General features: G+C 45.3%; 11 protein-coding genes. 5 read left to right on the top strand and 6 right to left on the bottom strand.

Annotation, left to right across the window (positions count from 1 at the left end; genetic code table 11):
• Positions 1–30: 30 nt before the first annotated feature.
• From ccoN to ACFI6G_RS14520, 5 genes are all read left to right on the top strand, one after another.
• Positions 31–1,455, top strand: coding sequence for a cytochrome-c oxidase, cbb3-type subunit I (ccoN, locus tag ACFI6G_RS14540; RefSeq protein WP_016788203.1), 1,425 nt, complete (start codon positions 31–33; stop codon positions 1,453–1,455).
• On the top strand, positions 1,456–2,070 hold the full coding sequence (locus ACFI6G_RS14535) for a cbb3-type cytochrome c oxidase subunit II (RefSeq protein WP_010429193.1): 615 nt from the start codon (positions 1,456–1,458) through the stop codon (positions 2,068–2,070).
• On the top strand, positions 2,067–4,223 hold the full coding sequence (locus ACFI6G_RS14530; RefSeq protein ID WP_016788202.1) for a c-type cytochrome: 2,157 nt from the start codon (positions 2,067–2,069) through the stop codon (positions 4,221–4,223). The genes ACFI6G_RS14535 and ACFI6G_RS14530 overlap by 4 nt, the downstream gene beginning before the upstream one ends.
• A gap of 261 nt (positions 4,224–4,484) precedes the next feature.
• Positions 4,485–4,712, top strand: a complete 228-nt coding sequence (locus ACFI6G_RS14525) for a PAS factor family protein (protein WP_004730426.1) — start codon at positions 4,485–4,487, stop codon at positions 4,710–4,712.
• 207 nt (positions 4,713–4,919) lie between these two features.
• On the top strand, positions 4,920–5,102 hold the full coding sequence (locus tag ACFI6G_RS14520) for a hypothetical protein (RefSeq protein ID WP_004730424.1): 183 nt from the start codon (positions 4,920–4,922) through the stop codon (positions 5,100–5,102).
• A 168-nt stretch (positions 5,103–5,270) separates the two neighbouring features.
• Here ACFI6G_RS14520 and ACFI6G_RS14515 read toward each other — a convergent pair whose 3' ends face one another.
• The 6 genes from ACFI6G_RS14515 to ACFI6G_RS14490 form a co-directional block, all read right to left on the bottom strand.
• On the bottom strand, positions 5,271–6,563 hold the full coding sequence (locus ACFI6G_RS14515; protein WP_171343754.1) for an alpha/beta fold hydrolase: 1,293 nt from the start codon (positions 6,561–6,563) through the stop codon (positions 5,271–5,273).
• Between the two features lie 385 nt (positions 6,564–6,948).
• Entirely contained in the window at positions 6,949–7,686 is a 738-nt protein-coding gene (locus ACFI6G_RS14510) for a DUF3726 domain-containing protein (RefSeq protein ID WP_102270168.1), read from the bottom strand.
• Positions 7,683–9,524: a hypothetical protein gene (locus ACFI6G_RS14505; RefSeq protein WP_215945719.1), complete on the bottom strand. Its 1,842-nt coding sequence runs from the start codon at positions 9,522–9,524 to the stop codon at positions 7,683–7,685. The genes ACFI6G_RS14510 and ACFI6G_RS14505 overlap by 4 nt, the downstream gene beginning before the upstream one ends.
• 278 nt (positions 9,525–9,802) lie before the next feature.
• Entirely contained in the window at positions 9,803–11,410 is a 1,608-nt protein-coding gene (locus tag ACFI6G_RS14500) for a BCCT family transporter (protein ID WP_462710334.1), read from the bottom strand.
• Between the two features lie 228 nt (positions 11,411–11,638).
• Positions 11,639–12,634: a membrane dipeptidase gene (locus ACFI6G_RS14495; RefSeq protein ID WP_016766778.1), complete on the bottom strand. Its 996-nt coding sequence runs from the start codon at positions 12,632–12,634 to the stop codon at positions 11,639–11,641.
• Between the two features lie 210 nt (positions 12,635–12,844).
• Positions 12,845–14,305, bottom strand: a complete 1,461-nt coding sequence (locus ACFI6G_RS14490) for an aldehyde dehydrogenase family protein (RefSeq protein ID WP_016792811.1) — start codon at positions 14,303–14,305, stop codon at positions 12,845–12,847.
• Between the last annotated feature and the right edge of the window lie 90 nt (positions 14,306–14,395).

Below are 14,395 nucleotides of genomic sequence, written 5' to 3'. Positions count from 1 at the left end.
GATTTAAAATTTTAGGCAAGGAGCCTTGTTATGGAAAACGTGACAACGCAATACAGTATCAAGGTAGTGAAATGCTTTATTATCGCCTCCTTAGTCTGGGCTATTGTAGGCATGATCATCGGCGTAATTCTCGCCGCGCAACTGTATTGGCCAGTGTTAAATTTCGACTCTCAATATTTTCAATTTGGTCGTCTTCGCCCTCTTCATACCTCAGGTGTAATCTATGGGTTTGTAGTCAACATTCTAATGGGGACATCACTTTATATTGCCCAGCGAACTGGTCATTGCGATCTGTTCAATAAAAGCCTGTCATGGATGGTATTTTGGGGCTGGCAATTCATTTTGTTACTCGCTGTGATTTCCTTGCCTGCCGGCCACACCAGTTCAAAAGAATATGCGGAGCTTGAATGGCCAATCGATTTATTGATTGTGTTGGTTTGGGTGCTCTATGCGGTACTGTTCTTTGGCACCCTTGCTAAGCGTAAAGTGAGTCATATCTTCGTGGCTAACTGGTTCTTCGCCGCTTTCATTATTGTTGTCGCAATGATCTTCATCGTGAACAATCTCGCGATGCCAGTCTCGGCCATGAAGTCCTACTCTGTGTTTGCAGGAGCTCAAGATGCAATAGTTCAATGGTGGTGGGGACATAACGCCGTCGGTTTCTTGCTAACAGCCGGTGTGATTGGAATGAATTACTACTTCATCCCCAAGGCCGCAGAACGCCCTATCTACTCGTACCGTTTGTCTGTGATCCATTTCTGGGGCTTGGTCGGCTTTTATACGTGGGCCGGAACGCACCATCTAGTTTACTCGTCCGTTCCCATCTGGATTCAGAACATCGGCATCGTGATGTCATTGATCCTGTGGCTCCCTTCTTGGGCCGGTGCTTTCAATAGCGCAATGACCCTGCTGCAAAACAAAGAAAAGTTGAAGTCCGACTACATTCTATTATTCTTTTTCTCAGCAATTCTTTACTACTGTTTGGCGACGTTCGAAGGTCCTCTACTTGCCATTCGCTGGTTCAACATGGTGGCACACAACACCGAATGGATCATCGGTCACGTACATTCTGCTGCACTTGGATGGGTTGGAATGTCAGGGATTGCGGTTTTTTACTACTTCATCCCACGCTTATGGGGCCAAACCGGTCTTTGGTCACGACAACTGATTAAATGGCACTTCTGGCTCGCTCATGCAGGTGTCGCCATCTATGCCATAGCGCTTTGGGTCGCGGGTATCGGTGAGGGCTATATGTGGCTCGCTCAAAATGAAAATGGAGAGCTGATTTATAGCTTTGTTGAAGCTATGGACTTCAAAGCACCTTGGTTGTTCTTACGATTCTTTGGTGGTGCATTGTTTGTTCTGGGTTTATTCCTTATGGCATTTAATTTGTTTAAAACGGTTCGTATGCCAGTCATGCATGACGCTAAACATGCCGTTAATGAGGGAGCTTAAATGATGAGTAAAGACTTTACACATTCAATTATCATTTTAATTTTGACTACCGTTATTGTCGCCTCTTTCTCTTTACTGGTCTGGGTAGTGCCAAGCATTGTCCGTGGAGACGATATTGCGAAAGACAGCTTAGCGATGCCGCTGACACCTATCGAATTAGTAGGACGAGACATCTATATCAGTGAAGGCTGTCATGTATGTCACACTCAGATGGTTCGCCCTCTAGAACCAGAAGTGAAACGTAATGGTCGTCCGAATAAAGAAGCAGACGATATCTATGAGTTTCCTAACTTGTGGGGTTCCAAACGTACGGGTCCCGACTTAACCAACTTAGGCAGAAAGTATTCTGACCAATGGCATGTTATTCACCTAATCAACCCTCGACAAGTTGTACCGACATCTATCATGCCGTCTTACCCATGGTTGTTTGAGCAGACTCTCACTGGCGACGATATTAGCGCCAAAATGGAAGTGTTACGTACCTTAGGTGTGCCTTATACCGATCAAGAAATTGGTGACGCCCGATTGCAAGTAAGAGGCAAAACCAAAGGTGAAGCTTTGATTCGCTACTTACAAAGCCTTGGTAAAGATACGTCACAGGAGGTATCACAATGAGCACATTTTGGAATCTATGGGCGGTAATTTTAACCTTAATTTTTTTCGCTCTTATGGTGTCCGTTGTTGTTAAATATTGGCGTAGCAATCACAAAGCCGATCACGACCACACCCTTGGCACCTTTGATGGCATAGAAGAGAAAGATGCACCTCCACCCAAATTACTGTTTGTCAGTTATGCAGTGGCATTTCTATTGTCTGCGGGTTATTTGGTACTTTACCCTGGTCTTGGCGAATGGGAAGGGTTAGTCGATTGGAAACAAAGCGACGATAAGCTAAGCTCGCCGACCACCAGCCTGAATGAACAATTCTCTCAAACCAGTGAAACCACTTTAGAAGGATTATCTGCAGTACCAGAGATCGTTAACAGTGGTCAGATCTTGTTCCAAACTCATTGTGCAGCCTGCCATCGAGATAATGCTCAAGGGCAAAAGCATTTCCCTAACCTAATAGACCAAGAATGGTTATATGGCGGCAGCGACGAAGCCATTATTCATTCCATCGTCAAAGGTCGCAACGGTGCAATGCCAGGTTGGAGCGAAATAGTACGTCCTGATGAAGTGGCTAAGATGTCGTACTATCTAGCGTCTCTCAACCAACGTCATACTGATGTGCCCGAGATTAAAGTCGAACTCGGTAAAACCTTATTCACGAAATACTGCTCGTCTTGTCACGCCGATGGTTCAGTTGCAAACCCGTTAATAGGTGTACCGGATCTTTCTGACGATATCTGGCTACACGGCGGAAGCATTGAAGAAATTCAGCACACCATAAATCACGGTTTGAACAACGTAATGCCAGCGTTTGATAAGCAGCTTACCGAAAATGAAATACTCGCTCTTGGGGCTTATATTCGTCACGCTGGTGAGGTGGAACAACAAAGGCTCGCGAGTTTGAAAGCTTCATCTGTTGAGCGCGGCGAATACCTAGCGTACGCCGGTGACTGTGTGGCTTGTCATAGTGCGGAAGGTGGCGAACCTTTTGCTGGCGGCCTACCATTCGTTACCCCTTTTGGTACTGTGTACTCAACCAACATTACCCCACACACAACAGAAGGGATTGGAACATACAACTTTGAAGACTTTCGAGCCGCGTTAGTCGCTGGCAAGGGTAAGGACGGCTATCTATACCCTGCTATGCCTTACACCTCATATCAATATCTGACCGACCAAGATATGGTGGATTTGTGGGAATACATGCAGTCAATCACCGCCGTACCACGACGTAATGATGACAACAGCATGATGTTTCCATCGAACATTCGCTTAGGTTTGCTTGGTTGGAACATTGTGTTCATGGATACCGATCCCGTTGATTATCAAGTACCTGAAGAGTTAAAAGACAAAGTAGACAACGTTGATAAATGGCAACAAGGGAAATATTGGGTCACTGGTCTTGGCCACTGCTCTGAGTGCCACACACCACGAAACATTGCTCAAGCTCTGATACCTGAACGTATTTTCCAAGGTAACTTGATTGACGGTTGGAATGCGCCAGATATCACAGCCAATGAGCTTTATATCGATGGTTGGGATGAAGCAACACTCACCGATTTCCTACACACAGGTCACTCTGACAAAGGCACCGCTTTTGCAGGGATGGCTGACGTAGTGAAAAACAGCCTGAGTTTGATGACGCGTGAAGATATCGAGTCGATGTCCTATTACCTACTCAGTGGTGACATCAACAACACCATCGCCAGTGGTGCAGTTCAGTTACAGCCTAAAGGGTTTGATGAAGCCGCGTATGGCAGTGAAATCTACACCACGTATCGTCAAACCTGCGGAGCGTGTCATGGTGACGATGGTAAAGGTCGCGCCCCTATCGCCCCTACTCTGTTGAATAACGGCATTATCATGCACAGCGACCCATTCAATACCATTGCCGTGACGGTGAGAGGTTTACAACCCACCTATCTCGACAAAGACCGAAACTTCATGCCAATGGCAAGTTTTGAAGATGTGTTGTCGGATCAACGTTTGGCTGAGTTAATTACCTTTGTACGCTCTAACCTTGGGGATAGAAACGATCCCGTCACGGCTGAGCACGTTCGAGAGGTAAGAGAAACACTAGAAGCAGCAGGTTATGCGGGCGGCTTGCATACCACCCCAGATATGTATGACCGTAGAGACAATACGATCAACATAAAATAGAAGCTGTGTACTTAGTCGATTAGCCCCAAAAGCAACGCGACAAATGTGATTTTTATCACTGTTTACCAAATCGAAAGGAGGCGAGAGAGCCTCCTTTCTTCTATGTGACCGTCACAACGAAACCGTTTAAAGACAACACAATCGCAACCATCTGGTTACACAATTGAGCAGAGCTGCACATAATGCGATCAATCTCGCAGAACAAAGATGATACCAAGTGCATAATATACAAAATTTTATAAAGATGCACTAAGGACAGATATGGACACAACTACACTCATTTACGATACGTTGGAAGGCCTGTCGAGCGCAAAGCCACAGCAACACGCTCAAATCCGCCAAAATCTATATAACCAATTAGATTTATCATTTGAGAAACAGTTGGCTTTGTATTCATCAGTTCTTGGTCCAGCGAGTGCTGGTAGATTGACAGACTTGGATAGTGCGGTGATGTCTGCACGCAAGATTGTTGGCTTAGAAAACAGCTAAGCAATCTCCAACATATCTCAACTTTAACGCTGCCATTGTGCAGCGTTTTTTTATGTTCATCGTTTGTTATATGTGTAAGTTAGTCTTATTTTCAAGCGGCACTTCACCTCATTTAGTTAATCTTATGTTTCATAATTAACAGGTGTGCAACCAAAACAAAGTCGCTAATGTTAGTAGCACGTTAACCACACACCGGATAGAAGAATCATGAGAGTACTTATTGAATATACACAAACAGGCAAATATCGTGATCATGCGTGGGAAGCATTGACGATACGTTCAAAAGGCGAAATTCAAGCTGTGACTCCTTCTTATGCAGCTCAACTTATCGAACAGAACCGCGCCAGCTTATCGACCACTGAAAATCAAGATATCGTCATCCAACCTTAATGGCTTCAAGGGCTACCCCTCCTAGTTCCTTAAATCGAATAGTTGGATGACATAAAAAAAACGCTGCACGGATGCAGCGTTTTCTTGTTTTTGACGTATATTGTCTCTAACGTAAGAGCTTCTAATATAGATAGCTTCTAACGTAGATAATCTACGCTAATAATTTGATTATTTTGGCAAATTTTCTAATGCTTCAACCATCATCATTAGCTTATCGACAATTCGTTCACCATCCACTCTCAAACCATTGTGCTCATACTCGTTGGTAATCCACGCTTTCGAGTTTGGAATGTTGGCAAGCGTTTCACGGCTGTAATCCAGCTCCACGTACATGTCGTCAGCGTAAACTGCGCATGCCATTGGAACGGTATTCTTACTCAGCTGCTCTGCGTTGTACAAAGTGCCCCAGTCCGACTTCTCGGCCAACATGTTTGCCGCTTCACGTAATGGTTTCAGCGTTTCTAGTTGGTCGAACATCCATGGGTACACCATTTCTCCGGTAAACCAGAACTCACCACCTGATTGGTAGTTAAAGTGTGGGTACTGCTCGCGTACTCGGTGTGCAGACCAGTTAGACGCTGCACCTTGGCAGTAAATAGATTCATGCAAAATCGCGTAGATTGGATTCGTCAGGTAGCCCTGCTCTTGCTGCATTTGATTTAAGAAGCTGTAGCTCAGCTGCTTATTTCCGTTCACTTCAACAAACGCACTCTCCAGTGTGAAGTACATAGGAAGGTTTGCTTCGCCGCCACCTAGATTAATACCGATCAACTGGAACTGTTCAACGGTAAACACCTGACCGTTTGGCAGTCTCACGTCGTTGTTAAGCAAGTAATCAGAGATCTCACGACACATAGCTTGAGCTTGTGGGAACTGAGCAAAAAAGGCTCTGTTTTTGTCTTCTACACGCTTGTAAGTCGCACGATAAACATCGTCAGCTTCGCGTTCAATAGAAGGAATGCCGCCCGTCACATAACAACGCTGCAAGCTCTGTGGGAACAGCGACAAATAGCTCAGTGTACAGAAGCCACCAAAGCTTTGACCAATTGTCGACCATTGTTTAATACCAAACTGTTCACGAATCGCTTCAGCGTCACGAACGATATTGTCGGCTCTGAAATGCGTTAAGTACTCAACTTGTTGCTCTGGAGACAGATGGGCCAACGTTTCATGGCTGATAACCGTGCTGTTGCCTGTACCACGTTGGTCCAGAAGCAGAACACGATAGTTTTGTAATGCACGCTTTAGCCAACCTGATTGACCGCTCACTCGTGGAGATGGAAAGCCTGGACCGCCCTGAAAGTAGATAAGCCACGGCAGTTCTTGCGAATCTTTAGCGAGATCAACTAGCTCACGTGCGAAGACTTGGATCTGTTGTCCATCTTTAGCTTGATAGTCAAGTGGCAACTCAAAAGAGTGCTGACGATACAGGGTGGTTCCATCAATAAAGTTAGCTTGCACGCTTCATTCCTTTTTATCTGATTCTAAAGTCATCGGTACGAATAAAAACGGTGCCCTTTGGGGCCCTAGTTAGCAAGATACGCATAGTGGCTTGTAAATGAAACCGTTTGTTTAACATGAATGTGAAAGTGCTTCGTTTAATTGTTCAATTACCTCTCAACGGGTAACAACGTATGTCAAAACAGTCAATTTAGAATAGGTAGATCCAGCGAGAGATCAAAAGAATGAGGTAAAGCAGACCCAAAGCGTGAGGCAAATAAAAAGAGCTTAACGAGGTGAGGATTCGTTAAGCTCTTTGGTTTTATCTGTGTTGATAAACTAACTCGCTTATTTGCCGTTAATCTATCGAACCTGTTAGTTCTAATGAACCTAATAAATCTAGCGACTACGAAGCCGTCAGTTCACCTGCACCTTGAGTCGAGCGTTCGCTGCTCTGAACTAGGATTGCGGTAGCGGTCTCTTTCAGTGCCGCCCACTCCCCATCATCAACCTCAATGCCATCGTTCCACGCTTTCTCTTGAGTTTTAAAAAGCGCTTCTGATTCAATGTGTGTGTGGTAGCCATCTGACAAACGTTCAATATCGAAATCCTGGACGGAAAGTTCGATGGTCATATTGTGGATATGTTCGTACGATGTCAGTGGCAAATCTGATAAAAACAGTTCTGGAGCAACGCAACCACGATTAAGCACATACAAAGTGCTCTTAGGGCTAGAGCCGTTATCCCAACGTGCCATGCACGCGATACCTTTCGCAGCCAGTTTTACAAGCTCGCTGTACGCTAACCAACGGTTGTGGCAGTTATTTAGCTCAATTTTCAGCGTCTTCTTACCAACCATTTTTTCAATCGAATAGTCCATAATCACAGGAAGATGACAAGCCAAACTAGCCTTGTGCAGGTCGACTTCAACCGTATTATCACTGCGCAGTTGAATATCTACAGGGCGGTCGTCCTCTAGCCCGATGAAGTTGCTCGCACTGTTAAAATGACGAACACCATCCAAACCGACCATTTGTAAATCTGCCACCATGTTCGCTATCACATCAGCTTCACCACATGTACGACGCATGCCTAAAAAGGCTTTATTGACGGCCGCTACCAGTTCATTGTGAGAAACGATCATAACGATTTACCTCCATGTTGGCCTTTCGCATTTGTACTGTGAGTTAGTGTGCCGTGAGTAGATGTGCTGTGAATTGAAACATTTTGAGAAACAGACAGTTCAGCTTCACTTGGTAATACAGGGAACACCCATTCGTCCTGATGAATCTCATCAAGCAGTGGCGCACCTTGGAAAAACGTCACTCGTACCCAGCGATCTGAGCGAGGATCAAATTTTGTTGCACCAAACATCGCAAGCTTACAGCGCAACAAGTGCATTGGGGGTGAATCTTGGTGAAGCACATTCATTTGAATGTCACCCATCGCTTTGTTACCCAGCGTCCACACACGGCGCGCAATTGCACGATGCTGCGGCTGTTTAACAAGGAATTCAGCCAATGAAAGCTCTGGCGCGAATTGCAATAAAGCATGGTACAAACGATAAGCTTGACGGCCAATATCCAACGGCAGTTCACGCTCCTCACCTAGCTCTTCGCCTCTAACACCGAGTCTTGGCTCTTCTTTGTCTTGAGAGCGATACCAGAACCAGTAGTTGTTTTCTGCTTTAGTAAAGTCGGTCGTGATCGCCCAACGGTACTTTTCTTCTAGTACAACAAGAAGGTCTTGAATCTTTTTGCCGCTAGGAAGCGACAGTGTTTCGCTGCAATTCATTTGCTCTTGATGGGCGTCCACTAATTCTGGGTACAATTCCATCAAACATGAGATAAGGATTTCTTGGGCTTCCATACTCATTTGCTTAGATTGCTCGACTAACTGCGACCATGTATCACACTGGCTGACAGACGTTTCTAGCGATTGCTCTGTTTCCTTCAAATCATCAACAGCGGCTTTGTTCAGCTCTTGCTGTGTTTCATTGATGGTAACAACTTGTTCTAAATGACAAATCGCTTTTTTAACTAATGTACGTAGTGGCTCGATCAACGCCGTATCAGTCTGACTCGCTAACACTTCAGCTAATGCATGCTCACGGGTCGTCATCCACTGATCGACAATACTTGGGTGGTTAATCAGGTATGGCGCCATGCCTAAACCTGTCGCATTACCAACGCCTAGGTAGCGTTGTAATCCACGATGTAAAGAAATCGCTTGTTCGCCACCTTGTTGCTCTGCTAGATAATGAACCCAATCTAGGCTGAACTCTCGCAGCATATACACCGCACACATTTGAGCGCTAAACGACTGATTGAAATCTTCATTTTTCTCTAAGATTTTAAAGTCAGCAATGCCAAATTTGCCATTACCGTAAACTGCAGTAGTTCGTAGGATGTAGCCCACTTCAGCCAGTTCTTTGGGTGTTGGTTGAACACCTTTAGCCAAGTGACTAACGATATGTTCAAACACACGCACACTTTTATTTGCACGCGCTAAAACAAGCACATTGTTAGGATTACGTCCCGCTTCTTGAAGCGGTACATTCGCACGAAGTCTTTCAAGTAGGGTGACATCAACATCACCAAGAACAAGCGCAAACGTTACGTCCCACTTTTCAGCAATTACACGGTCATTTCGTTCGTCGTCTGCAATTTCATCGCAAAAAACAACCAAATGATAGACATGGTTTGGCGTCAATAGCTTATAGATAACGTGACCAAAACCTCGAGCGTCTAATTGCCACTCATGTTTCGTCACTTTCCATTCTTGCTGCGCCATTTTACGAATCAGAGTTCTAACGAAGCTGATACGTGTTTGGTGCATTGCACCTAGCCTTTCCGGTGCCATGACGACAGTCGCATCACGTAGTGCTGATTCAGTGTAGGTAGAACGATGTGCATCCATTTTGCTCACCACCTTATAGTTATAGGATTTTGCTAGCCATTCAGAACCGATCGTTGCCATCATTTGAAGCATTCGTTGTTACAGTATGCTGGTTAGCTTTCACGTTATGTGGGGCAAGCGAACTCGCCCCTTATTATTTGTCCTGACTAGATCGATTGACCTAAATACTTTGCCGTCCGGTGTATTTTCACCAGTTCGGGTTTGCTGTTCTTTTCGGAATTTGCATCAGCCTTCTTTCAAAGGCTGATTTGTTCTTATTTAATCCGTTTCTTGTTTTACAGAGCTCTTGTCTTACAGAGCCATATCTTTATTGAACATTATCTTTTATAGACTTAGGCTTTTTATAAACCCTGTTCTTTTGCCATCTTGATTGCGATTTGAGGCGCATTCCAGAGCGATGGCAGTAAGATTATGGACACTGGTACCGCTGTGATTACGATGAACGATTGCAGCGCTGAAATACCGCCAGAACCTAGGGAAATCAGAATTAATGCTGTTACCCCCATCATCACCCCCCAGAAAGTACGAATAATTGCGTTAGGCTCAGTCTCTCCACTAACGACCACACTGATGGTGTAAGTCATCGAGTCACCGGTTGTTACGATGAAGATCGTGGTTAAGATCAAGAACAAAATCGAGATAAGCATTGGCATTGGTAGTTGCTGAGTTACAGCCAGTAGCGCACCGGGTAAGTTGAAGCCTTCGAATGCTTTACTTACGCTGCCTGGGTCTGCGATTTCGAACGCAAGGCCTGAGCCACCAACAATCGTGAACCAGAAACATGTTACAAACGGCGCAATAAGACTGATGGTTGATACCAACTGGCGAATACTACGACCACGTGAAATACGTGCGATGAAGATTGCCATCATTGGGCCGTAACCTAAGAACCAACCCCAGAAGAATACTGTCCACCAGCTTAACCAACCTTCGTCACCACGGTATGTTGCCATTGGGATGAAGTTATCTATCATGCTACCTACACCTTGGATGTAGCCATTGAAAATGAAGTTTGTTGGGCCGAAGATCAGGATATAGACCATCAATGCCATTGCTAAAATTACGTTGTAACGGCTTAGCATTTGCATCCCGCGGTTAAGACCACTTAATGCAGACAATGTGTAAAGAACGATAGCGAACAAGATGATGATCAACTGTGTCGTGAAGCCATCAGGAATACCAAACAGTTCATTCAGAGCATAGCTGACTTGCAAGCCTAAGAAACCGATCGGACCGATAGTACCCGCCGCTACAGCGACAATACAACATGCATCAATCAGCGCACCAGTGTGACCTTTCAGTGCTCTTTCACCCAAAACTGGGTAAAGCAAAATACGAGGTTTAAGAGGCAAGCCTTTGTCGTAGTGAAGGTGCATAACCACGATAGACGTTAAACTGCCAACGATAGCCCATGCAAGGAAACCCCAGTGCATGAATGATTGTGATAGAGCATTCACCGCACCTTGTTGTGCGTTTTCTTGTACGCCATATAATGGTGGGGGGCTAACGTAGTGAGCGATAGGTTCTGCTGCTGCCCAAAATACACCGCCGCCTGCAAGTAACGTACAGAAGATGATAGCCATCCAACGGAAACCATCCATCTCAGGTTTAGCAATGCCACCTAGGATAACCTTGCCTGTTCGCCCTGCCGCTAGGCCAAGACCAATAAGAAAAGTCAGAAGAAGAAGCATTTGCCAGTAAGGCCCGAATACTTTTACAGACCATGCAAAGCCCGTATTTACAAGGCTTGATAACAGCTCGCCGTCAAATAGAGCAAGTGCAACGAACAGAGCGATAAAACCGCCGCTGTACCAAAGTGCTGGGTTGGTTAATCCCAATTTGTCTGACGTAGATTCAGACTGTTTGGTGTTGCTTGTTTTGCTACTTGCTGTGTGTACTTGACCCGCATTTAAGCTTGAAGGTTTCACGCTATTGGTTAAATCAGACATACTCTGACTCCAGAGGTTTCTTTGCAGCTGTCATTTGAATGATGACTACAAGGGTGTATTTAACACCTGCCCTATTGTTTTTTGTGTTGGGCAGGCTAATCCATGTTTGGGTTACCGCGTTGCGAAATAGACCGTTGTTCCTTTTAAATAGTGGAATTGGTTAAAACAGCATTTCCAAATGAACGTTAATTAGAAGTCTGCTAATTCGATGATGGCTTGAGAGAGCGCTTAACCCTTGCTTTGAGGCTCTAGGCCATCTTTCAAGAAATTAAACCAGTTTTCTCCCAAGACTTGCCCAGCTTCAGACTCGCTGAAACCATGACGCATCAATCCGTTATAAATATTTTCCATACCCGCACTACCACAAAACCAAGGCAACGCATCTGGCCAACCTGAGTTGTTTGCAGAGCCTTCGCCGTAGTCCATTGCTTTAGACCAACGACCATTTCTCATCCATTCAAGAACAGCTTGAGGTTGGTTTAAACAAAGGTCACTACCAATTCCCAGGTGCTCTACGCCGACCATATCAGCTGTCGTCGCAACCATTTGGCAGAAGTTTTCCAAAGTACATTGACTGCCGTTTGGTAGGTGGAATGGGTATAAACTGAATCCGATTAAACCACCGCGTGCAGTTAAGGCTTTAATCACATCGTTTGATTTGTTTCGTAGTGCATCATGAGCAAACGTTGGGTTCGCGTGGCTGATACAAATAGGACGAGAAGATAGGTCAATCGCCTCAAGCGTTGAACGCTCGGCACTGTGAGACATATCGATGATCATGCCCACTCGGTTCATCTCTTCGATAGCTTGCTTACCAAATCGAGTAATACCCGTATCGTTCTTCTCGTAGCAACCCGTCGCTAATAAGCTCTGGTTGTTGTACGTCAATTGCATGATCAGAAGGCCTTGCTTACGCATCACTTCGATAAGACCAATCTCATCATCGATTGGAGAACAGTTTTGAGCACCAAGGAAAATGCCGACTTTGCCGGTCGCTTTTGCAGTCTCAACATCAGCCATTGAGTTAATCGGCATGATAATGTCTGCATTCTGCTCAAATCTTAGGTTCCACTCTGCAAAGCGAGATAAGGTTTCACGAGCTGTCTCGTGGTAAACCGCGGTAGCGTGAACTGCTGTAATGCCGCTCGCCTTTAGTGTTTGGAAATATTCTCTGTTCCAATTGCAGTATTGCAATCCATCTATAACAATCCGTTGCTGGTACATAACCACTCCTATTGAAAGCTCAGTGTTCTAGCTCGGTTTTGAAAACACACTCAAATAACATGTTTTCAAAAATGGGTTAAATCACTTGTCTAAGTTCGTTTGCTGCTTTGGTTTGAATGTTGGCCCGACTCTGTGAATCAGGCCAATTCGTTAGCTGGATAGCTAGGGACTTAATATCTTCAGCTATCCAATTCTTATATGGAAAGCTGGCTAGTAAGGACGCTGGTAAGCTGTCTTCACTACTGTGTAGAACTCTTTCGCGTATTGACCTTGCTCACGAGGACCGAAGCTAGACTCTTTACGACCACCAAACGGTACGTGGTAATCTGTGCCCGCTGTTGGTAGGTTCACCATCACACAACCTGTTTGCGCTTGTTGCTTGAACATTGCGCTAGTACGTAGGCTTTGAGTAATGATGCCGCCCGTTAGACCAAAGCGAGTATCGTTGGTTGTCGCGATAGCTTCTTCTAGGTCGGCGACACGAATCACGCTTGCCATGGGTGCAAACACTTCTTCTTGGTTCACTTCCCAATCGTTCTTAGTATTCAAGAACAGCGTTGGAGACATGTAGAAACCTTCGTGTTTCATGCTTAGGCGCTCGCCACCAAATGCCAGCTCACCGCCGCTTTGACGTGCTTTCTCAACCCAACCTAGGTTTGCTTCAAGTTGGTTTCCGTCCACAACAGGGCCCATGAACACGCCCTCTTCCAGTGCGTGACCCACTTTCAGCTCACTCATACGCTTAATCAGTGCTTCAACGTACTGGTCGTGAATGCTATCCATAACCACTAGACGAGAAGATGCTGTACATTTTTGACCAGCACCCGAGAACGAACCTGCAATCGTTGCGTCAACCGCAGTTTGGATGTCTGCATCGTCAGCAATAACAAGTGCGTTCTTACTGCCCATTTCTAGTTGGCAACGAACGAAGTTTGGCGCTGTAGCAGCCGCAACCTTACGACCTGTATCAACAGAACCAGTAAAGCTCACACCGTTCACTTCTTTAGAGTTGATCAGTGCATCGCCTACTTTCGAACCACTACCTAGAACAAGGTTAAACGTGCCTGCTGGCATGCCTTGGCGGTGGATGATCTCAGTAAGCGCAACCGCACTTGCTGGTGTTAGGTTTGCTGGTTTCCAGATAACGCTGTTACCGAAAGCCAGTGCTGGAGCAATTTTCCAAGCAGCCGTTGCTGTCGGGAAGTTCCAAGGAGAGATGATGCCGATAACACCTACCGCTTCACGAGTCACTTCAACAGAAACACCAGGGCGCACAGATTCAGCGTTGTCGCCAATTTGACGAAGTACTTCTGCGGCGAAGTATTGGAAGAACTGACCAGCACGGTAAATTTCGCCACGACCTTCAGCAAAAGGTTTACCCTCTTCACTAGAAAGCAACGTACCCAGTTCATCACAACGCGCAATCAGCTCATTACCAATTGCTTGTAGTACAGCTTGTTTACGTTCAATTGGCGTTTTTTCCCACTCTGGTTGAGCGTGTTTTGCCGCTGAAATCGCTTGTTGCACTTGCTCTGCGCTTGCTTGTGCAAAGTTACCAATGTTTTCAGAAATATCTGATGGGTTAATGTTCGCGACGGTGCTAACACCCGCTTGCCATTCGCCGCCAATGTAAAGTGCGTTTTCTGCTTGAACATTCTGTAATTGAGTCATCATTCTGTCCTTGTAACGGTTAGGTTGCGGTTGAGTCTGGCAACCATCTGGTTAATTAATAAACTGTTAATATTCAGGTAATTAATTGCT

It is taken from the genome of Vibrio sp. PSi01 (assembly GCF_054960695.1).
This window is presented reverse-complemented; position numbering and strand designations above follow the sequence as displayed.

Bases quoted from the DNA above. Each gene is read 5' to 3' on its own strand.
- ACFI6G_RS14500 (WP_462710334.1), bottom strand. From the start codon at position 11,410: ATGTCTGATTTAACCAATAGCGTGAAACCTTCAAGCTTAAATGCGGGT.
- ACFI6G_RS14535 (WP_010429193.1), top strand. From the start codon at position 1,456: ATGATGAGTAAAGACTTTACACATTCAATTATCATTTTAATTTTGACT.
- ACFI6G_RS14525 (WP_004730426.1), top strand. From the start codon at position 4,485: ATGGACACAACTACACTCATTTACGATACGTTGGAAGGCCTGTCGAGC.
- ACFI6G_RS14495 (WP_016766778.1), bottom strand. From the start codon at position 12,634: ATGTACCAGCAACGGATTGTTATAGATGGATTGCAATACTGCAATTGG.
- ACFI6G_RS14530 (WP_016788202.1), top strand. From the start codon at position 2,067: ATGAGCACATTTTGGAATCTATGGGCGGTAATTTTAACCTTAATTTTT.
- ACFI6G_RS14505 (WP_215945719.1), bottom strand. From the start codon at position 9,524: ATGATGGCAACGATCGGTTCTGAATGGCTAGCAAAATCCTATAACTAT.
- ACFI6G_RS14490 (WP_016792811.1), bottom strand. From the start codon at position 14,305: ATGACTCAATTACAGAATGTTCAAGCAGAAAACGCACTTTACATTGGC.
- ACFI6G_RS14520 (WP_004730424.1), top strand. From the start codon at position 4,920: ATGAGAGTACTTATTGAATATACACAAACAGGCAAATATCGTGATCAT.
- ACFI6G_RS14510 (WP_102270168.1), bottom strand. From the start codon at position 7,686: ATGATCGTTTCTCACAATGAACTGGTAGCGGCCGTCAATAAAGCCTTT.
- ccoN (WP_016788203.1), top strand. From the start codon at position 31: ATGGAAAACGTGACAACGCAATACAGTATCAAGGTAGTGAAATGCTTT.